This is a genomic window from Streptomyces sp. NPDC101181 (genome assembly GCF_044767975.1).
In the GTDB taxonomy this organism is placed as follows: domain Bacteria; phylum Actinomycetota; class Actinomycetes; order Streptomycetales; family Streptomycetaceae; genus Streptomyces.
The window spans coordinates 1-18,251 of sequence record NZ_JBIWOX010000012.1 but is presented as its reverse complement, the minus strand read 5'-3'; the positions used below and the strand labels follow the sequence as shown (position 1 = coordinate 18,251).

The 18,251-nt window shown below is 69.4% G+C and carries 18 protein-coding genes; 11 read left to right on the top strand and 7 right to left on the bottom strand.

Annotation, left to right across the window (positions count from 1 at the left end; genetic code table 11):
- Positions 1 to 8 precede the first annotated feature (8 nt).
- From ACIRRU_RS18790 to ACIRRU_RS18780, 3 genes are all read left to right on the top strand, one after another.
- Entirely contained in the window at positions 9 to 1,097 is a 1,089-nt protein-coding gene (locus tag ACIRRU_RS18790; RefSeq protein WP_403681710.1) for an alpha-hydroxy acid oxidase, read from the top strand.
- Between the two features lie 393 nt (positions 1,098 to 1,490).
- The gene (locus ACIRRU_RS18785) at positions 1,491 to 1,835 is read left to right on the top strand and encodes an ArsR/SmtB family transcription factor (RefSeq protein ID WP_403681709.1); all 345 of its coding nucleotides are present in this window, start codon (positions 1,491 to 1,493) and stop codon (positions 1,833 to 1,835) included.
- On the top strand, positions 1,832 to 2,275 hold the full coding sequence (locus ACIRRU_RS18780) for an SRPBCC domain-containing protein (protein ID WP_403681707.1): 444 nt from the start codon (positions 1,832 to 1,834) through the stop codon (positions 2,273 to 2,275). Before ACIRRU_RS18785 ends, ACIRRU_RS18780 begins: the two co-directional genes overlap by 4 nt.
- Positions 2,276 to 2,555: 280 nt before the next feature.
- Here the strand turns inward: ACIRRU_RS18780 and ACIRRU_RS18775 are convergent, their stop codons facing one another.
- A complete protein-coding gene (locus tag ACIRRU_RS18775; protein ID WP_403681705.1) occupies positions 2,556 to 3,395 on the bottom strand; it encodes a LysR family transcriptional regulator in 840 nt (279 codons plus the stop codon).
- A 92-nt stretch (positions 3,396 to 3,487) separates the two neighbouring features.
- Here ACIRRU_RS18775 and ACIRRU_RS18770 point away from each other — a divergent pair, with 92 nt between their 5' ends.
- Together ACIRRU_RS18770 and ACIRRU_RS18765 are read left to right on the top strand one after the other, a co-directional pair.
- On the top strand, positions 3,488 to 4,225 hold the full coding sequence (locus tag ACIRRU_RS18770; protein ID WP_403682117.1) for an SDR family oxidoreductase: 738 nt from the start codon (positions 3,488 to 3,490) through the stop codon (positions 4,223 to 4,225).
- A 730-nt stretch (positions 4,226 to 4,955) separates the two neighbouring features.
- Complete coding sequence (locus ACIRRU_RS18765) at positions 4,956 to 5,612, top strand: class I SAM-dependent methyltransferase (RefSeq protein ID WP_403681702.1); 657 nt, start codon at positions 4,956 to 4,958, stop codon at positions 5,610 to 5,612.
- Here ACIRRU_RS18765 and ACIRRU_RS18760 read toward each other — a convergent pair.
- The 3 genes from ACIRRU_RS18760 to ACIRRU_RS18750 are packed head-to-tail and all read right to left on the bottom strand — an operon-like array spanning position 5,603 to position 7,933.
- Positions 5,603 to 6,466: an IS5 family transposase gene (locus ACIRRU_RS18760; RefSeq protein WP_403681699.1), complete on the bottom strand. Its 864-nt coding sequence runs from the start codon at positions 6,464 to 6,466 to the stop codon at positions 5,603 to 5,605. The two genes, ACIRRU_RS18765 and ACIRRU_RS18760, sit on opposite strands and share 10 nt — an antisense overlap.
- Before the next feature lie 39 nt (positions 6,467 to 6,505).
- A complete protein-coding gene (locus tag ACIRRU_RS18755; RefSeq protein WP_229882432.1) occupies positions 6,506 to 6,919 on the bottom strand; it encodes a hypothetical protein in 414 nt (137 codons plus the stop codon).
- 3 nt (positions 6,920 to 6,922) lie between these two features.
- A complete protein-coding gene (locus ACIRRU_RS18750) occupies positions 6,923 to 7,933 on the bottom strand; it encodes a DUF6192 family protein (RefSeq protein WP_403681697.1) in 1,011 nt (336 codons plus the stop codon).
- 187 nt (positions 7,934 to 8,120) lie between these two features.
- Between ACIRRU_RS18750 and ACIRRU_RS18745 the strand changes: the two genes are divergently transcribed.
- Positions 8,121 to 8,312, top strand: coding sequence for a hypothetical protein (locus ACIRRU_RS18745; RefSeq protein ID WP_403681695.1), 192 nt, complete (start codon positions 8,121 to 8,123; stop codon positions 8,310 to 8,312).
- 184 nt (positions 8,313 to 8,496) lie between these two features.
- Here ACIRRU_RS18745 and ACIRRU_RS18740 read toward each other — a convergent pair whose 3' ends face one another.
- Positions 8,497 to 9,438, bottom strand: a complete 942-nt coding sequence (locus ACIRRU_RS18740) for an MBL fold metallo-hydrolase (RefSeq protein WP_403681692.1) — start codon at positions 9,436 to 9,438, stop codon at positions 8,497 to 8,499.
- 100 nt (positions 9,439 to 9,538) lie between these two features.
- On the opposite strand from ACIRRU_RS18740, the gene ACIRRU_RS18735 reads away from it, so the two are divergent.
- Complete coding sequence (locus ACIRRU_RS18735) at positions 9,539 to 10,561, top strand: cupin domain-containing protein (RefSeq protein ID WP_403681689.1); 1,023 nt, start codon at positions 9,539 to 9,541, stop codon at positions 10,559 to 10,561.
- Between the two features lie 801 nt (positions 10,562 to 11,362).
- Here ACIRRU_RS18735 and ACIRRU_RS18730 read toward each other — a convergent pair.
- A complete protein-coding gene (locus tag ACIRRU_RS18730) occupies positions 11,363 to 13,477 on the bottom strand; it encodes a tetratricopeptide repeat protein (RefSeq protein ID WP_403681687.1) in 2,115 nt (704 codons plus the stop codon).
- Between the two features lie 328 nt (positions 13,478 to 13,805).
- Here ACIRRU_RS18730 and ACIRRU_RS18725 point away from each other — a divergent pair, with 328 nt between their 5' ends.
- The 4 genes from ACIRRU_RS18725 (at position 13,806) to ACIRRU_RS18710 (ending at position 16,058) form a co-directional block, all read left to right on the top strand.
- On the top strand, positions 13,806 to 13,949 hold the full coding sequence (locus tag ACIRRU_RS18725) for a hypothetical protein (protein ID WP_403681684.1): 144 nt from the start codon (positions 13,806 to 13,808) through the stop codon (positions 13,947 to 13,949).
- Between the two features lie 90 nt (positions 13,950 to 14,039).
- Complete coding sequence (locus tag ACIRRU_RS18720; RefSeq protein WP_403681682.1) at positions 14,040 to 14,366, top strand: hypothetical protein; 327 nt, start codon at positions 14,040 to 14,042, stop codon at positions 14,364 to 14,366.
- 349 nt (positions 14,367 to 14,715) lie between these two features.
- The gene (locus ACIRRU_RS18715; protein ID WP_403681680.1) at positions 14,716 to 15,195 is read left to right on the top strand and encodes a hypothetical protein; all 480 of its coding nucleotides are present in this window, start codon (positions 14,716 to 14,718) and stop codon (positions 15,193 to 15,195) included.
- A 461-nt stretch (positions 15,196 to 15,656) separates the two neighbouring features.
- The gene (locus ACIRRU_RS18710) at positions 15,657 to 16,058 is read left to right on the top strand and encodes a hypothetical protein (RefSeq protein ID WP_403681677.1); all 402 of its coding nucleotides are present in this window, start codon (positions 15,657 to 15,659) and stop codon (positions 16,056 to 16,058) included.
- 543 nt (positions 16,059 to 16,601) lie between these two features.
- Here the strand turns inward: ACIRRU_RS18710 and ACIRRU_RS18705 are convergent.
- Complete coding sequence (locus tag ACIRRU_RS18705) at positions 16,602 to 17,381, bottom strand: class I SAM-dependent methyltransferase (protein WP_403681675.1); 780 nt, start codon at positions 17,379 to 17,381, stop codon at positions 16,602 to 16,604.
- Positions 17,382 to 18,251: the final 870 nt, after the last annotated feature.

Genomic DNA, 18,251 nt, shown 5'->3' with positions numbered 1-18,251 from the left:
TCCGGCGGTTGGCACGCCGCCGCGTTCCCCGTTCCGTCTTCGACTATGTGGACGGCGCGGCCGAGCAGGAGATCGGCATCCGCCGGGCCCAGGCGGCGTTCGACGACGCACAGTTCCGTCCAAGGGTGCTCAAGGACGTCTCACGGGTCGACACCTCCGCGGACATCCTCGGAGCGCGGGCCGCGCTTCCCCTCGTCCTGGCACCCACCGGATTCACCCGCATGATGCATCACGCGGGTGAGGTGGCAGTGGCGCGGGCGGCGGCGCGGGCCGACATTCCGTACACGCTCTCGACGATGGGCACGACCGGACCCGAAGAAGTCCGCGCCTGTGCGCCAGAAGCGCGTCACTGGTTCCAGCTGTATCTGTGGCGCGAGCGCGCGGCCAGCGAAGCACTGATCGAACGGGTGGATGCCGCCGGGTACGAGGCACTGATGCTCACGGTCGACACCCCCGTCAGCGGCGCGAGGATGCGCGACGTGCGCAACGGCCTCACGATTCCTCCGACGCTCACGCTGCGGACACTCGCAGGTATGGCGGCACGGCCGGCCTGGTGGTGGAACGCACTGACCACCGAGCCGCTGAAGTTCGCAGCGATGACCGGCTTCGACGGAACGGTGGAGGAGCTGGTAGGGAGGATGTTCGATCCTGCGCTCTCGCCCGCCGACTTCGCATGGCTCCGTGCCCGCTGGCCGAGGACACTTGTCGTCAAGGGTATTCAAACTGTCGAGGGTGCCCGGATACTTGCCGCCCTCGGCGCCGATGCGGTCGTCGTGTCGAGCCACGGCGGCAGGCAACTGGACCGCACCGTCCCTCCGCTGCACCTCCTGCCGCGTATCGCGGCAGCCGTGGACGGAGCCTGCCAGGTACTCATCGACAGCGGAGTGCGGTCCGGGGCCGACCTAGCCGCCGCCCGCGCCCTGGGCGCGTCGGCAGCGATGATCGGACGACCCTACCTCTACGGACTCATGGCCGGAGGTGAGCAGGGAGTGGAACGAGCCATCGACGTACTCGGCACCGAGTACACGCGAACCCTGCAGCTGCTCGGCGTCAAGAACACGGACGAACTCGCCCCCGAGCACGTCTCGCTGCCATAGGAGCGTGTCGGCCCGACGATGCGGTCCGACACGCTCCTTGCCCTGCCCCGCCACCTGGGCCGGATTCGGTATCGAGGCACAGGACCGCGACCCCGTGCAGAACCTCTGCCGCGCTGCGCTCGCCCTGCAGGCAGAACCTCCCGGACCCGGCTATGGGCCATCGAGTGGCTTCCCGCAGACGACAGCGTCCTCACCTTCACCGCGGCACCACCGGAGACAGCGCCCGGTGGACAGGGGCGCTGGACTATCGCCGACCGGCTCGGTCACACCGAGTGGCGGCCTGAGGGAGGAGACTGACCGCCACCGCCACCGATCCACGGACACGCCCGGCAGGCCGAGTAAAAGCTTAAGCCTCCACTTGACTTTGTGGCCCAGGCGCCTAAGCTTAAGCTTATGCTTAAGTATGAGTCGGGAGCGGCGGACCTGGTGTTCCACGCGCTCGCGGACGAGAACCGGCGGGCGGTGATCGAGCGTCTGACCCGGGGGCCGGCCACGGTGAGTGAACTGGCAGCCCACCTCGGAGTGACGCTCGCTGCGACGGTCCAGCACCTGAGGGTCTTGCAGAACAGTGCGCTGGTGCGGTCGGAAAAGTCCGGGAGAGTCCGTACCTGCCGGATCGACCCGTCCGGGCTCCGTGACGCCGAGGCATGGTTACGGCATCAGCGCACGGCGTGGGAACACACCCTGGACCGCCTCGGCGCGGTCCTCGACGACCAGCCGAAGGAGTCAGGATCATGACCAGCCACTCGGTGAAACACAGCACGTTCACACTGGAGCGGACCTACGCGCCTGCGCCCGCTGCGGTCTTCGCGGCTTGGTCCGACCGCGACACGAAAGCGAGGTGGTTCGCGGCCTTGGACGGCCGCTACTCGCTGGACTTCCGGGTCGGAGGCACCGAAACCGTGCACGGTGACAAAGGAACCGGTCTCGTCGCGAGAAGCACCTACCACGACATCGTCCTCGACGAGCGCATCGTCTACACCACGGCTCTGTCCACCGATGAAGCTCTGTCGACCGTGTCGCTGACCACCGTCCAATTCGTCCCCGATGGCAACGGAACCCGCCTGGTGCTGGTCGAGCAGGGCACCTTCCTGGACAACCAGGAACAGCCCGACTGGCGCGAACAAGGCACCGCAGACTGGCTGGACGCCCTCGGTCGGGAGGTCGACGAGCGATGACTGCGGATGCTGAGCGGCAGATCCGCGGCTTACTGGAGGCCCGCAGCCGGGCTTTCGCCGCCGGAACGCCGACACCGCGGCCGCCGACTTCCGGTCGTGAGTCACGATCCGGCATGTGAAGTCGACCGACGAAATGCCTCCGTCGACACCGTCGGCCTCGCCCCGCATAGCGGAAGCCCTCATTCTCGTCGTCCTGGCAAACCGGCGCAACGCCGGACACCGCAGCCTGGCGAGACTCACCCTCCGACCCCGCAACTGGAGCTGTCCTCGAAAGACAAACTCAGAGCGAGGTTGCTACGCGGACGAGATCGGCCACCGGCCGTGACCGGCTGTCCGGCAGCCAGGCGAGCACCGTCGTCACCGGCGGCGCGTCCGTCACCGGCACGGCGACCAGGTCCCGCCTCAGGTCGTCGGCGGCCGAGGCGGGCAGGACCACGGTGGCCCGGTCGAGGGCGATCAGCTGGAAGAGCTGTGTCAGGTTCCGCACCGCGACCCCGGGGCCCTCGGGGCAGCCGCCGTCCGGGGCGGGCCAGCGGGCCGGGGGAGGGCCGGGTGCGGCCGTCAGCTCGGCCTGCCGCACCGCCGTCCGGCCGGCCAGAGCATGGTCGCCGGGCAGGACGGCCACCTGACCCTCGGTCAGCAACGCCTCGTTGTCCAGTCCCGTGACGGCGTCGAACGGCAGATGCAGCAACGCCACATCCGCCCGCCCCGAGCACACCAGCTCCCGCTGCTCGTGCGCCTCGCACAACAGCAGATCGACCGCACACGCGCCGGGGTACGCGGCGTACGCGTCGAGCACCTTGGCCAGCAGGTCACCCGCCGTACCGGCCTTGACCGCCAGGGCGATACGGGGCCGCCGCTCGGCCGCTTCCCGGGTACGCCGCTCGGCGGCCTCAGCCGCCGCGAGGATCGTCCGCGCCTCCGTCAGCAGCACCGCTCCCGCATCGGTGAGCCGGACCCGGCGGCTGGACCGTTCCAGCAGCACCACCTCGAGCCGTCCCTCCAGGCCGGCGAGCGCACGGGACAGCGTCGGCTGGGCGATACCCAGCCGCTCGGCCGCTCTGCCGAAGTGCAGTTCCTCCGCGACCGCGACGAAGTACCACAGCTCACGCATCTCCATGTCGGCACGGTAACCCGCCCTGACCACGAACGATGCCGTTAAGGCATCGCTGCCAGACCCGTACGGTGTTGGTCCCCGGCGCCCGGCCGCCGATGCTGGCGGACATGAGAGAACAGACGATCGCGCTGGTCACCGGGGCGAACAAGGGAATCGGATACGAGATCGCGGCGGGCCTCGGCGGGCTCGGCTGGAGCGTCGGCATCGGAGCCAGGGACCGGGAGCGTGGCGAGCAGGCCGTCGCGGAGCTGTGCGCGAAGGGGGTCGACGCCTTCGCCGTCCCGCTCGACGTCACCGACGACGCCGAGGTGAGTGCCGCCGCCCGGCTCCTGGAGGAGCGCGCGGGCCGACTCGACGTACTCGTCAACAACGCTGGTGCGGCTGGTGGTTGGCCCGACGAGCCGACCTCGCTCGGCCCCGCAACCCTTCTGCGGCTGGTCGATACCAACGTCGTCGGGGTCGTCCGGGTGACCAATGCGATGCTGCCGCTGCTCCGCCGTTCCGCGCATCCGCGGATCGTGAACCAGTCCAGCCACGTCGCCTCCCTGACTCTGCAGACCGATCCCGGCACGGATCTCGGAGGGATCAGCGGGGGTTACGCGCCGACGAAGACCTTCCTGAACGCGGTCACCGTCCAGTACGCCGCGGAGCTGCGCTCCACTCCGATCCTCGTGAACAACGCCTGCCCCGGCCATGTGGCTACCGACCTGAACGCCTTCAGCGGGACCCGCACCGCCGAGGAGGGGGCGCGGGTCGCGATCAGGCTCGCGACCCTCCCCGACGACGGGCCAACCGGGGGCCTCTTCGACGACGAGGGCCCCGTGCCCTGGTGAACCGCCGTCCCGGGCCCGCCGGCCGTAAGAACTGCTAACGAAAGGACCTTCCAGGTAGTTGGATCACTCTCAGGCCGTTGATCTGAAGGTGTGAGGTGGCCCGGCGGAAGTCGTGGGCCGGTCAGTGGCAGCGCCTGCCTTCCTGCCGTGCGCATCGGATGATTCCTCCCTCGGCCGCGGGGCTGGCACAGTGGTCCGGCGGGCCACCGTGCCCGGGGCCGCCCGGGACCCGTCGGCGACCCAGTCATACCGGGCGGCCCGACAGTGGGCAGAGTGGGCTCTTTCGGCCGAAGAACTGAGGAGGAGGGCGAAGCAGCAGGTTGGCCGGCTGCCTCGTACTCCACGACGTCCTAATCCCGCGGTCCTGAGCCTGACCCTGGTCTTTCGCTTCGCCGACCGGCGGCGGTCCGGAACTCGTAGCCGCCTATCCCCGGCATCTGGACGTCCATGATGATGACGGCGAAGTCCTCTTGATCCAGCGGGGACTTGAGGGCGTCGCGCCCGGAGGACGCGGTGACGAGCTCCCTGGGTTCGACGCCTGTCGCTGAGGGGGCTGTGATCAAGCGAGGCCCCGCCGCCGTGTCAGGTCTGGGGGCCGGACCCAGCGCGAGCTGTCTCAGTAGGTGTTTTTCTACTCGCTTCCTTGGACTGCGTTCCGGCAGTCCGGGAGCGAGTGATCTTTGTTCTGGAACAGAGTGCGCATGCCGCAGGGACTTGATGGACTGGGGCGATGAAGATCTTGTCGCCTCGTGTCCTGCGGACTCTTGAACGGTTCAACGCCGCTTATCCTTGGGATCACAACGCCCACTACCATCGCTGGATCCTGCGGCAGTTGCCGAGGCGCTTCGACCGCGCCCTGGACGTTGGTGCCGGCAGCGGTGATCTTGCAAGGCGCTTGGCCGGACGAGCCGACGCTGTGCAGGCCGTCGATTCCGATCCGGTGATCACGGCCCAGGCCCAGAAGCTGACGCCTTCCGGGCTCCCCGTCACCTTCACTGTCGCGGATGCAATAGCCGAGCTTCCTGCCGGCCCCTACGACGTCATCACGTGCGTCGCCACGATCCACCACCTGCCGTTCACCCAGGCGCTCACCCGTTTCCGCCGTCATCTGGCTCCGGGAGGAACCCTGGTGATCGTCGGCCTGTCTCGCGCCCAAACCCCCGTGGACCACCTGCTCGGTGCCATCGCCATTCCGGCCAACGCTGCCATGGGCTGGCTGAAGAACAAGGGGCGCCCCTCGCAGCGCCCCGTCTCCATGACGGCCCCTACTCGCTCAGCGGACATGACCTTTGACGACATCGCCCGTGAAGCCAGAGACATCCTCCCTGGCGCACGGCTGCGACGACGGCTGTTCTGGCGCTATACGCTTGTATGGAATCAGCCGTGAGTGGCCCGTGGCTTCCTCGACCACGTGTCGGTGCGGGGGCTCTTGCGGGTCAGGCGTCGGGTCATCATGGTGATGAGTGCCCAGTTCAGATGTGCTTCGGAGTGCTGGGGCAGACGTTCGTAGTCGCGTGCGTTGCGGCGGGCGTTCATGCACCAGCCGATCGTGCGCTCGACTTTCCAACGGCGCGGCAGCACGACGAAGCCCTTGGTGCCCTTGGGCCGGGAGACGATGCGCAGGCTCAGCCATAGGCGGTCGCGGGCCCAGTCCACGAGGTCGCCTGCATAGCTGCGGTCGGCCCAGATCTGGGTGATCTGCGGCTGGGTCAGGCGCAGCCGCCAGAACACGTCGCGGGCGGCGTCGCGGTCCTGGATGTCGGCGGGCGTCACCGTGATCATCACGGGCAGGCCGAGCGTGTCCACGGTGATATGTCGCTTGAGTCCGTTGATCTTTTTCGCGGCGTCGTACCCGCGGCTGTTCCTGCCGACGGTGGAGGCTCCCTTGACCGACTGCGAGTCCACGATCAGCGTCACCGGGTGCGGGCAGCGGCCCTTGCCGGTACAGATCCGGCGGCGGAGCTGGTCACGGATGTAGGTCACCACCCCAGCCCGGTTCCACCGCCAGAAGAAGCCGTAAACCGTCTCCCACGGAGGGAAATCCGCAGGCAGGGCTCGCCACTTCGCGCCGTTGTCGACGATGTAGCGGATGCCGTCGACGATCTCCCGCCGGGGCCACTTCTCCGGGTGGCCGCCGGTCTTGGTCTGGCAGGCCGGGACGGGCAGCAGGGGTTCGAGAAGGGCCCATTCAGCGACGGAGGTGTCGGACGGGTAGCGGCGGCGACGAGAGGCAGCGGGCATGGCGGGCTCGGCAGAGGTAATCGGCGGGGCGGGCAGGGGCTATTTGGAGAGTTGGGCGAGAGTGGCGCGAACACCCGTGAGCTGGGCGGTGGCGAGCTGGGCCCATTCGTCGTCGGGGTAGCGGGCCAGGTGCGGATCGAGCGTGCCCGTGATCACCCGCGTGAGGCGGCCGAGGATCTGCCGGAACTGCCGCTTGTCGTACTCGATCCAGTCCGCGGGGTCGTCGGAGAACATGAACCCGTCGCGGCGGGTCCAGGTAATCGGCGTCAGGTTCTCCGCGGCGACGACGTCGCGGACGTGCCGGATGCCGCGGCCGACCTGCGAGCGGGTCAGGCGGGTGGCTGCCATGAGCTGGTAGGTGTGCAGGCCGGCGGGGCGTGCTTCCATCAGGGCGACACGGACCAGGTCGCCGTAGTGCTCGGCCAGCGGCCGAGCCTCCCGGCGTCGCGGCATGGCCTACTCGCCTTTGAGCAGCTGTACCAGCTGCTCATCCAGAGTGAACTCGCCGTTGTCGAGCGCTCCTTCGAGCCAGTCCGCCGCGGCACGGACTCGGCCGATCTGACGGCGGACGGTCTCGCGCTCGTCCTCGGTGAACTCCTGCCCGCGCAGCTGCGGGACCAGGCGACCGAGGGTGGCCACGAAGCCGTGGCAGGAGCCGACCAGGTCGAGGTACTCGATGGTGTGCACGATCGCCCGGACGGCCGGGGTGCGCTCCCGGATCCGGTCACGAGTCTCGTTGGAGTTGTCGAACTGGGCGCGGTTGACGAGCATTCGGGTGGTGTCGTCCCGCATCGTCGTCCGGGCAACGGCCGGACGGCGCAGCAGACTGGTGGTGACCTCCTGCGCGACGCTGTCGTCCCTGGTCAGCTCCGTGACGACCCGCACCTTTTCGGCCGGGGTGACGTGCTCGGTGACCGCCGGCCGCTTCAGCAGGTCGGTGGCGACCTGGGCCGCGACCTCGTCGTCCCGGGTCAGGTCGGCCACGGCCTGGACCTTCTCATCCACCGTCACCGGCCGGTCGACCCGCTGGCCGACCACCCGTTTCGCGCCGTCCGGTGTCCACTGCCGGGCCCCGGTGCGCGGGTTGAACGGCGCGTCCTCGATCGCGGCCCACCGCTCGTCCTCGTCCGCCACCGAGGCCAGGATGCGGTGAACGGTGAACGACACGCCCTCCTTGCGTCGCTCCTTCTGCCAGCGGTTGGCGGTGTAGCGCCAGTCCTCCACCGTCCTCCGCTCGACGCCTATGTCGTCCGCGAAGATCTGCAACGACTCCGTTACGGTGAACAGGTCGTCCGTGCCGTTCGGCATCGACCCGCCCACCGCCCTCATCGGTTCGATCTCCAGCGCCATGTCGCCCAAGGCGAACTGCGAGCGGGCGATCTGCGCGATCAGTTCCTTGGCCTGGGTGACGAGCTGTTCGTAACGCTGCCGGGTGACGTTCCCGATCCGGTCGACCACGTCGGCCATAAAGACCACCGCCCTCGCCCGGGTCCGGCCCGGCCACCAGGACGTGACCGGTCAAAGGGGCGCCGGCCCCGGTCACCGTCCACCGTGACGCGCGCGCGACACGCCGGGGCAGAGCGTGAACCAGGGGCGCTCGAAGCGCACAGGTATCGCTCCCAACTACCCGTGCAAAGCACGGGGTGTTGGAGGGGTGCACGAGGCGTTCGGCTATGGCGTTTCTGTAACGCCGTTCCGCGACGCCCTCCGCTGGCGGCAGGCACGCACCCGGCAACGGTCCGAGCAGTACACCGCCGCCTTCGACCGCTCCACCCCCACTGTCCACGACCGCCCGCACACCGGGCACTCCGCCTGCTCTCCCCGCTGCATCGCGGCCACCCGCTGACGGGTCCGCTGATGCCTGCGCCACCGCCGTGACCTGCACCGACCCGAGCAGAACACCGCCTCCGCCGCCATCGTCTGCGGCAGCGGATCACCACACTCTCGGCAGTACCGCCGAGCCGTCCCGCCAGCCCCCACACCCCAGATCATCCAGGTACGCGCAGCTCACGGCCAGGGATCAAAAACACCTACTCAGAGGCGTGGGCACTCCTCTTCGGGCCGGGTGATGCCCAGGAACCGAGGGCGAAACCACCGCCGTTGCGTTGGACGTGCAGGGCGCCGGCACCACCGAAGTGCGCGGGGACGAGCAGTTCCCGTTCATCAGCCGCCCGCTCGAGAATCCGACGGCGGCTGGCAACCGCTTGTTGCGGGGCCAGGCAGGCGTTGCTGTTGCAGCAGGGATCGAGAATCTGCGTGGGGCTGTGCAGCAGATCTCCGACGAAGACCGCCCGGTCGGTCCCGGATGCGAGTCGCAGCACGGACGAGCCAGGGGTGTGGCCTGGTGCGGATTCCAGGGTGAGGTGCTCGTCGATGTGGTGGACACCGTCCCACAGCACTGCCTGCCCGGCCTGGTGGATGGGCGCGATGCTGTCCTCGTAGATCAAGCGGTCGACCTTCTGTACGCCGTTCCCGTACCCGTTGTCCGGACCGTAATGGAAGTTGTCGGCGGCCGGAATGAGGTAGTGGGCGTTGGGGAACGTCGGTATCCACTGCCCGTCCGCGTCGATGGTGTTCCAGCCGACGTGGTCGACGTGGAGGTGAGTGTTGACCACGACATCCACATCCTCCTGGCGAACACCGGCCCTCTCCAAGAGGCCGAGAAAGTCGCTTCGAGCTCGGTGGAATGGCCCCATGTCCGGCCGTTCGCGCCCGTTGCCTGCTCCGGTGTCGACCAGCACGGTCCGCCCGGCGCTGCGCAGCACCCAGCTCTGCAGTGCAATCACTGTCACGTCGCGGGCCGGCTCCCAGTGATCGGGTGCCAGCCAGTCCTCGTTGTCCTTCCACACATCGGCGTCCGCTCCCGGGAACATGCCGGAGGTGGGCAGGAAGGGTTCGTGCCACTCGATCACCCGGATGACCTCAACATCCCCCAGCACCATGCTCTGCACACGCTCGTTTTCGTTCGTCATGGGATCGACCGTAGGAAAGATCGACAAGCCTCTCAATGCGTGTTCTGCTCAAAAAAATACGAGCCCGTCTCATGCATCATGCGGGAGATATCCTCGATAGATGGATGTGGTCAGTGACGCGATCTCTGCCGTGCACCTCGGGCACCCGTGGTTCTACCGGATGCGGACGAACGGGAAGTGGTGTGCGCGGCTGGATCCGTACGATGGCGCGGGTTTTTACGTCGTCCTCAAGGGCAACTGCTGGCTCCTGACCGACAATGGCGCCCTGGTGTCTCTCAGCGTGGGTGACGCGGTGTTGCTGCCTCATGGCACCGGTCATGTGATCGCCGATTCTCCCGTCGATTCGACGGCCGCGGCGCAGTCGGCCGTGCCGTTCGAGCAGTGGCTTGCGGAGGCAGGCCCGGGAGTCCGGCCCGACCGCGGCGGAACGGAGATCCTCTGCGGCAAGTACTGGCTCGACTGCAGCCGCATGCACCCGCTGATGACAGAACTGCCCGAGGTCGTCCACCTTCCCAGCCAAGTCGGCAGCCACCTCGAACTCCGCTCGGCGATCGACCTGCTCGCCGGTGAGATGGACCAGGTGCGGCCCGGCTCCTGCGTGGCACTCCCGAACCTGCTCGACCTGCTCCTCGTCTACATGATCCGCTCATGGATGGCCCAGAGCAACAGCGGAGCCTGGCCCAGCGTGCTGGGCGACCCGGTGACGGCCGCCGCCCTGCGGGCGATGCACTCCCAGCCGGCCGCGCAGTGGAGCAACGACCGCCTGGCCGCGGAGGCCGGCGTCTCCCGCCCCACTCTGGCGCGCCGTTTCACCACCCTGGTGGGGCGTCCTCCGATGACGTACCTCACATGGTGGCGCGTGATCCTTGCAGCCACCCTGCTCCGTGACACTAAGGAAACTCTGGCCGTGATCGCCGGCCGAGTCGGCTACGGCAGCCCGTACGCACTCTCCCACGCCTTCGAGAGGGAGTTCGGCATCACACCGGGCCGGTATCGAGCGCAGGCCCGGAGTGCAACCGTTCGCGAGCACCAGAAAGGCATCCCACGTCCCCATAGCGGGCTGGGCCATGGTGCTCCCGCGCTATGCGCCCGGTCGATGCGCAGGCCGGGGTGGGGTGACTAGCGTGAGGATTCCCCCGGGGCCCGACCTCCCGGGTGCGTTCACCGGGCCCCGGGGCCAGCCTCTGGGCGCCCTGGACGATCACGGTGGCGACGCTGGCCGCCGAACTCACCAGACTGCCCGCCGGCCTGGACTGACCCCGCGGTTGACGCCGAGACGGGGCTGGTGGCCCCACCCGGGCCAAGTTGTCCTGGGAGGACGCGGCCCGGCCTGGTGCGCGGCGGGTTGCCGGTAGGTATTGCCGGGAGTGGTCCGCCGTGGTGACCACCGCACCCTCGGGTTGGTGCAGATCATCCGTCCAGCGATCCGTCCGGCGTCCGTCCCGGATCTGTCCGGCTGGAGGGACGGGGACGGATCGCTGGGCAGGCCCGGGACGGGCCGTATGGCGGTCTCATCCGGGCTGTGAGTGGGTGCGTTCGTGGCGTCGAGTGGGTGTCAGCGGGACAGGGCGCTGGGTGCCTGGTCATGGGGGCCGACTGCGGGCGCGTTCGCTGTCATGAGGTGACCAAGTGGCTGCTGCCCTCCGCCTGGCAAGCGGTTGATCGGCTGCCGTGGGAGCGGCCACTCACAGCCACCGCCTGGCACAACGACGCCCAGACCCGGGCCGCCACCCTGCTCCGCGAAGCCGCCATCCGCACCAGCACCCCGCCAGCCACCCGGCCGTCCCGCACCGTGCGGGTGACACCCGCCGCCGGGCGTGGCGCCCCTGTGGCTCCGCCCGTTACCGGTGTACCGGCCCGACCAGGCGCGGGACCCGCTGTGGGGCCGAGGTCTTCGCGCTGACGGCGACTACGTACCTCGGCTCTACCGGCCCCGTTGCCACCACCGGTGACGCCCTGCCTGGGCCAGCCTGGCTCGCGTGTCGGCGAGATTGTTGCGGCTGGTGAGGGTGTGGGGGTGGTCGGGGCCGAGGATGCGTCGGCGGTCGGTGAGGTTTTGCTGGTGGAGGTCGGCGGCTTGCTGGTGTTCGCCGAGGTCGCCCAGTGCGCGGGCGAGGTTGTTGCGGCTGCTGAGGGTGTGGGGGTGGTCGGGGCCGAGGATGCGTCGGCGGTCGGTGAGGTTTTGCTGGTGGAGGTCGGCGGCTTGCTGGTGTTCGCCGAGGCTGTTCAGTGCGTGGGCGAGGTTGTTGCGGCTGGTGAGGGTGTGGGGGTGGTCGGGGTCGAGGATGCGTTGCCGATCCGTAAGGACTCTCTGGTGGAGGTCGGCGGCTTGCCGGTGTTCGCCGAGGCTGTTCAGTGCGCTGGCGAGGTTGTTGCGGCTGCTGAGGGTGTCGGGGTGGTCAGGGCCCAGGACGGTGGATTCGTTGTCCAGGACGTGTCGGCGCAGGAGGAGTTCTCCGGACGCTGCTCCTGCGGCGTCTAGGACGCTCGCGAGATCGTCCAGGGTGTTGCGTGCGCTGCCGAAATTATGGGGTGTGTTGCGGTCGAGGTGTGCTGGGAGGTGGGGGGCGAGGAGGCGGGCGGTGGGCCATCCGGTCCGGCCAGGCATGCCCGCGACCACCTCGACGGCCCGGGTGAGGTGTTCGTCGAGTGCTGTGAGCCAGGTGTTCGCGGGCTCGGGGCGGTTCAGGGTGTGGGCGGTGACCTCACGGACCAGGGGGTGGAGCTGGAGCCGGCTGACGGCCGGTGAGATGAGTTCTGAGCTACCGGATTCGGGTGTGTGGAGGAGTCCGTACTGGTGGAGTCCGGCGAGCGCGGCGTCCACGGTCGCCGCGGTCGCGGGCAGCCCGGTGGCGTCGGAGACGAGCTCCCGGGTGATCAGGGTGCGGGGGACCGGTGCGGGTTCGAGGAGGGCGAGGAGCTGGAGGACGGGGCGGGCGAGGGTGTAGCCGTCGCTGTCGAGCTGGTCGAGGGAGAGATCCCAGGTGTGCCGTACGACGCGGCGGGCGACCGCGGGGTCGGTGGCCGCGGTGGGGTGCTCGGCGCCGAGGAGGTCCGCGAACTCGGTCTCCAGGGCATGCTGGTAGGCGGCGAAGGTCTGGTGCCGGCTCGTGGGCACCGACAGGTAGGCCCCTGCTGCGTTCAGCGCGAGCGGGAGCCCGCCGAGCCGGACGGCCAGCGCTTCGGCCTCGTTTTCGGTTCCGGCGTGCGGTGCGGCGTCCAGGAGAACCGTGCCGGCCGCCTCGTCGGCGAGGGGCTGAAGGTGCAGCAGGTCGGCGTCGGGGCCCCAGGTCTGCCGGGTGGTGTCCCGGGTCGTGACGAGCAGGACTCCGCCTCCGTGCGGCCGCAGCCACCCCCGGTAGGCGGCTGGCGGCCCTGTCCCGGGCCCCACGCGGGTGGGGGTGTCGACGTTGTCGACAACGATCAACCACCCCTCGACGGCGCCCAAATGCTCCCAGACGGCGTCGACGAGCGAGACCCTGCCTGTGCGGGCCTCCTCCAGCCGGGCCTCGGGAAGGCCGAGGATGTGGGCGGCCTGGGCGAGGTCCTGCCCGAGCTGCTCGGGGTCATCGCGCCACCGGATCCACACCACCACCCGCCCCTGCGCCCCGGCCTGCGCGGCGGCTTCGGCGGCGAGCGTGGTCTTGCCCAGGCCTCCGGCCCCACAGACCACGGCCATGCCCCCGCCCGGCCCCCGAACCAGGGCGCCGATCCGCTCCAGCTCCGCCTCGCGCCCCCGCACCGGTGCCGGGACCGTGGGCGGGTTCATCGAGTGCCCACCTATGGCGATTCGCCCGAGCGGCACCGACCGCACACCGCCGTCCGGTGCCCCGCCGGCCAGGCGCCGTTCCCAGAAGAACAGCCCGAGCGACACGATGGCCAGCCCTGCGAACACCGACCACACCAGGACGGTGTTCTCCGCCCACTTTGGAGGCTGCGCGGTGACGTAGTTCGTCACGATCGCCACCAGGAACGCGATCGCCGCCGAACTCCCCGAGACCGCCGAACCCACCCTGGCAGCACGCCTGTTACCCGCCACCCCATGCCCCCTGCCCTGACCGGAACCCCGGACCACATCATCGCCCCGTCCGGGCGACGCGTCTGTGATTCGTCCGGTCCGGTACCGGCCCGTGACACAACGTCAGCACCGCACTCCAGGTCGGGGCGACAGCAGGAGATCCGGGGGACACCAACCAGCTGTCCGACGCGCCGCGCACCGTATGGATGACGCCCGCCGCCGGGCGTAGCCCCTCCCTGTCCGCGCCCGTTACGGGAGTACGACCCCGACCGCACCCCGGTCCGCGCCCGGCTCCGGCCCCGGCCTGGGGGCCGGGTGTTCGCGTTGACCGTACGAAGGAGCCTTCACCATGACCATGCCCGCCGCCGCGCAGCTGCTCGGTGAGCCGTTGTCCGCAGCCCTCTCCGAGGCGGCGCAGGCCGCGGCGATGTCGGTTCGGCTGATCCTCACGATCGCGGATGCGGTCCACCGTGCCGCCCAGAAGCACCACTAGTGCAAGGAGAAGGAGCTCGGCCCGGACGCGGAGGAGCTCGCCGGGAGCTGGTCGGCCGAGTAGCTGCGCACCGTCCTGCCCGAGGGAGCTTTGAACGGTCTGATGGCCGGTGCGGACTGGCCGCTGATGGCCCGCCACCTCACCACGTTCCTGCCGAACCTGGGCCGCGTGGCCGCTGGAGTCGAGCAGGCCGTCGCCCGCAACACCGCCCGCTACAACCACGGAGGAACCATGAACGTCTGTTTTGTCGGCGGCCCGCTCGCTGGAGTCGTGCTCAGGACCACCGAGGACTGGGCCGGGGGCTGGTTCACGACCGAGGGCGCGAACAGCTGGAGCCTCTACGTTCCCGTTCACCGCGAGGCGTCGAACGGAACCGTCCTGGCCGAGGAGCGGACCACCGCGCCGCGGGCCCGGTAGCGGACCGGACCGGCCGGGCTGGTTAGGGTCCGGGCAGACCGCGCCGTATGGGTGCGCGGGACAGGTCCGGGTCCCCGGAGTACGGCTCGGCCCCCCCGGGGTGCTGGTGGCGGCCCCTGCCCCCGGCATCCGGGCACCGGTATCCCAGCAGGCCGGTAGGCCGGCGGGACGTGCTCGTTCGCCCCCAGCGGTACCCCCAGGCCCCCAGAGGCCCGTCGTAGACCTGTGGGTCTGGGGGATAGGAAGGGTGGTTTCCCTGGTAGCCGCGTCACGCCGCCAGGATCTGGGGGGTTGGGGGTCTGGGGGATGGGCGAGGTGGTGACCTCCTGCCCGTCTGGCCGGTTACCCGGTGGTGACGCTCTCGTACCTGCCCCCGCCCCCGCCCGTCTCCTCCAGCCGTGAGCCGTGGCCCGGTGAGGCCGAGGCGCTGGAGGCGGCGGCCGCCGCAGGGCGCCGGGCGGCTGCCTGGCTGCGGTCGCTGCCCGCACCGCCGGACACTGCGGAGGGCCGCGCCCTGGGTGAGGAGCTGGCGGCCGCGGTGGAGTCGGTGACGGCGGGCCTCGACCCGGAGGACGACACCAGGGCCGGCTGGGACGGCGGGATGGTCGAGGGCTTCGCCGGAGCGGACCCGTGGGCACTGCTCGTGCTCGGCGCGGTACCGTGCGCGGCACCGGCCGCCCACTGGCTCACCCCCGGACAGCGGCTACGCCTGGTCGCGGTCGCCTCTCTCGCGGTGGGCGCGGTGCGCCTGGTGGCCGAGGACCCGGGCACGGCCCTGCGCGAGGACCTGGCCGAGGTCTGGGGCCTCCTGGACCACGCCCTGACCTGACCGCCCCGGTACGTCACCGCGGTGACGCACACCGGTCCGTGGTGACGTACGCGACCACGGCGGCCGGACTCACCACGGCCGCCAGACCGCCAGGCCGCTCGTGGTGAGTCGGCGCAGACGCTCCACTCACCAGGGCCCCACGCACTCACCACTCGCGCCCGAGTGGCTTCTCCGAGCCCTTCAGGGGTCTCTCAGAGAAGTAGTCGGCGCAGATGCTCGCAGATCCGGACCCCCTGACCTCCAGGTCAGAGCGGTGCGGGCGGTCCGGCGGCCGGGACCTGGAGGCAAGTTGTAGAGCAACTTGGAGGGCAAGTGGAAAGGCAAGTGGAAAGGCAAGTTGAAAGGCACGTTGTAGGGCAAGTTGTAGAGCAAGCCGCGCCCGGCGGCTGGTGCCCCCCTGACGACGCTGTGCAGGCCTCTCGCGTCGCAGCCCTATCCCGGGGGCCAGCCCCCGGCGGGTCATGGCCACCACCAACGATTTCCGGGAGGGGAACAGCGTGAAGTACGTCTGGATCATGAGGAAGAGCTACCGGCCGGCGACCGGGGCCCCCAAGTCGACCCTGGTACGCGCCGACGCCATCAGCTACCTGAGCGTGCGGGAGAACCAGCTGAGGGCCTCCGAACTCGGCTCCGACGAGATCGTGGTCCTGGCCGACACCGAGGACGGCGGACACGGTGCTCCCGAGCTGCCGGAGGACTTCCACACCGACCTGCTGTTCGCGGTCGCCATGGCGCGTCGAGACGCACGGGACGCGGACGACGACGTGGATGAGCAGGACCGCATCCTGCTGGCCCAGCTCGAGGACGGCCATTGGGTCTGGAAGATGTTCCGGCCCTCGGAGCCGGAGCCCAAGCCGAGCTGACGGCTCGCGCTGCACGAAGCCCCGGGACCATGACGACCCGGGGCTTCTCTGTGCACGTGTACGCCGGGCTCAACGAGCCGGGCCCGGCCCGGTCACCGGCCGACCGGCTCCGGGGCTGGCGCCGGGGGCCGGCCTCCGGCGGGACTTTTTCAACGGGGGTTGCACAGGGGGTTGCGCAGTGGGTTGAAACGGACCTCGCACCGGGGGTTGCATTGGGGGTTGACCTCTTCGTGCTGCTCTACGGGCTCCGGCCCTGGTCAGGGGCCCTGCGCGACGTGGTGAGTGGTCAGACTTCCTCGTCTGCCGCCCTTCCCCGTGGTCCTAGTGGTGGTGGGGGAGCGGGGCGGGCGGCGCTCCTCGGAACCCGCAACGGCTGCGCCGGGCCCTGATCGGCCGGACGCCACGCGCCCGGCCCGTTCTCGCAGCACGCTCCAGCGGCCGGGCCTACCGGGTGAGGGCCTGGCCTACGGCGTCGACCAGCTCGACCTCCCGGTGCACCTCCACCGTCCGTGAAGCAGCGCGAGCAGAGGTTCGACGCAGGTGTCAGGCCGGAACGGACCGGATCACAACCAACGATCCCTCGTAGAAAGGCTGCTTTCGTAGGACACCGAAGCGGGCGTCCCAGGCTCCGCTGTCCAGGTCGCCCCGCAAATCCACGGCGAATTGTTCCCGTGACTCCTCGCCGACGAAGCTCCACGCCGAGTTCGCCTGCCGGGCACCAGGGTCGAGCAGCATCTCGGGGCGTGCGTAGTACGCCTCGTTGAAGCCGTCGGTGCAGTCGACGGGTATCGGCACCCGGGTCACCGTCGTGTCTCCCCCGAGAGCCTCGGCCAGATCCGCGATCACCGGATAACGGCGCGCCTCCGTGTCCAACACCTGCGGCGCGTACTCGTACAGCCAGAAGTCCCGAACGAGATCAGGGTCGCAGGTCAGCAGGACGACGGGGCCCCGGGCCACCCGGCGCATCTCGCGAAGCCCTGATCTGAAGTCGCCCCACTGGTGCACGCTGAAGGTGGTCATCGCCGCGTCGAACGCGTCGTCGCCGAACGGCAGGTCCTCGGCCACGGCATCGATGGCGGCCGACAGGTGTGCGGGGCGCTGGGCACGCATCGACGCCGACGGCTCAACCGCCGTCACCTCCAGCATCGCCGACTCGTAGGACCCGGCTCCAGCCCCGACATTGACCACCGTGCGCGCCCCACCCAGGGCGGCGGTGATCACCTGCTCGATCCTTGCGTCCGGCTGCCGGTAGGTGGCGTAGCCGCCGCCTATCCGGCCGTAGTCCGCATCCCCTGCACTGCCGTCAGCCCCACGTTCACTCATGATCCGAACCTAGCCGCGCTGTCAACACGTCCATCCGGGCTTGTGAGGTTAGGCCGTGATATCGCTGGGATGTTCGGTGTTGTACGTCACTGATGTGTGGGTGTATTCGCGCTGTTCAAGGGCGGTTGGGTCAGTCGGTCGTGGTGACGATTTCCCGGGCATTGCGGTGACGTGAAGCCGTATCGGCCGGTGTCGTGTTCGTCGTGTCTCCTTTGTCTTCGTGGTTTTCACGCCTGTTTCGCGTTGCCTGTCCAAAGAGGCAACGCGAAAAATGTGTCTCCGGGAGTGGTGGTGGTTGGTTCGTGATTCCACCCGTGCATCAGTTGGTGTACAGCGGCTCCCGGTGGTGGCACAGAATCCCAGTCTCTAAACAGTGCTGGGAAGTGATGCACCTGCCCAGGGGCTGTGGTGTGGTTCTGCCATTCGTACATGTGCATCAGACTGATGCAGTGGAGGTGGGGCGCGAGTCCAGAGCTGGTCTCGGCCCCGTTTTGAAGCACTTCCCCGGGGTGCCTTCCAGGGCCCCGGAGGCGACCCGTGAGCCTGTCTCCGCTTGAGGCCGCCCAGGGGCGCCCCGGGCGGCCTCGGAATCCCTGTCCCGCATCGGCGTACGGCACCATCCCGGCCACCCCCTCACTTTGCCAGCTCCGGCGGAGCCGGTAGGGCGGGAGCGGAGCGGACGCCCGATCTCGGAGCGCAGCGCAGAGACCCGTCATGAATTATCGCGCAGCGGTAATTCAAATTCACGCGAAGCGTGAATTATCCGTAAACCGCGCAGCGGTTTACGGAGAGGCGCGCAGCGCCGTCAGAATTCGCGGAGCGAATTCGGTCACTGCTATGCGCGCAGCGCATAGGGACCCGCTCCGCGGG

What these genes read in the sequence shown, in the direction of transcription:
- ACIRRU_RS18785 (WP_403681709.1), top strand. Translation starts at nt 1,491, where the DNA reads ATGCTTAAGTATGAGTCGGGAGCGGCGGACCTGGTGTTCCACGCGCTC.
- ACIRRU_RS18780 (WP_403681707.1), top strand. Translation starts at nt 1,832, where the DNA reads ATGACCAGCCACTCGGTGAAACACAGCACGTTCACACTGGAGCGGACC.
- ACIRRU_RS18775 (WP_403681705.1), bottom strand. Translation starts at nt 3,395, where the DNA reads ATGGAGATGCGTGAGCTGTGGTACTTCGTCGCGGTCGCGGAGGAACTG.
- ACIRRU_RS18770 (WP_403682117.1), top strand. Translation starts at nt 3,488, where the DNA reads ATGCTGGCGGACATGAGAGAACAGACGATCGCGCTGGTCACCGGGGCG.
- ACIRRU_RS18765 (WP_403681702.1), top strand. Translation starts at nt 4,956, where the DNA reads ATGAAGATCTTGTCGCCTCGTGTCCTGCGGACTCTTGAACGGTTCAAC.
- ACIRRU_RS18760 (WP_403681699.1), bottom strand. Translation starts at nt 6,466, where the DNA reads ATGCCCGCTGCCTCTCGTCGCCGCCGCTACCCGTCCGACACCTCCGTC.
- ACIRRU_RS18755 (WP_229882432.1), bottom strand. Translation starts at nt 6,919, where the DNA reads ATGCCGCGACGCCGGGAGGCTCGGCCGCTGGCCGAGCACTACGGCGAC.
- ACIRRU_RS18750 (WP_403681697.1), bottom strand. Translation starts at nt 7,933, where the DNA reads ATGGCCGACGTGGTCGACCGGATCGGGAACGTCACCCGGCAGCGTTAC.
- ACIRRU_RS18740 (WP_403681692.1), bottom strand. Translation starts at nt 9,438, where the DNA reads ATGACGAACGAAAACGAGCGTGTGCAGAGCATGGTGCTGGGGGATGTT.
- ACIRRU_RS18735 (WP_403681689.1), top strand. Translation starts at nt 9,539, where the DNA reads ATGGATGTGGTCAGTGACGCGATCTCTGCCGTGCACCTCGGGCACCCG.
- ACIRRU_RS18725 (WP_403681684.1), top strand. Translation starts at nt 13,806, where the DNA reads ATGACCATGCCCGCCGCCGCGCAGCTGCTCGGTGAGCCGTTGTCCGCA.
- ACIRRU_RS18710 (WP_403681677.1), top strand. Translation starts at nt 15,657, where the DNA reads ATGGCCACCACCAACGATTTCCGGGAGGGGAACAGCGTGAAGTACGTC.
- ACIRRU_RS18705 (WP_403681675.1), bottom strand. Translation starts at nt 17,381, where the DNA reads ATGAGTGAACGTGGGGCTGACGGCAGTGCAGGGGATGCGGACTACGGC.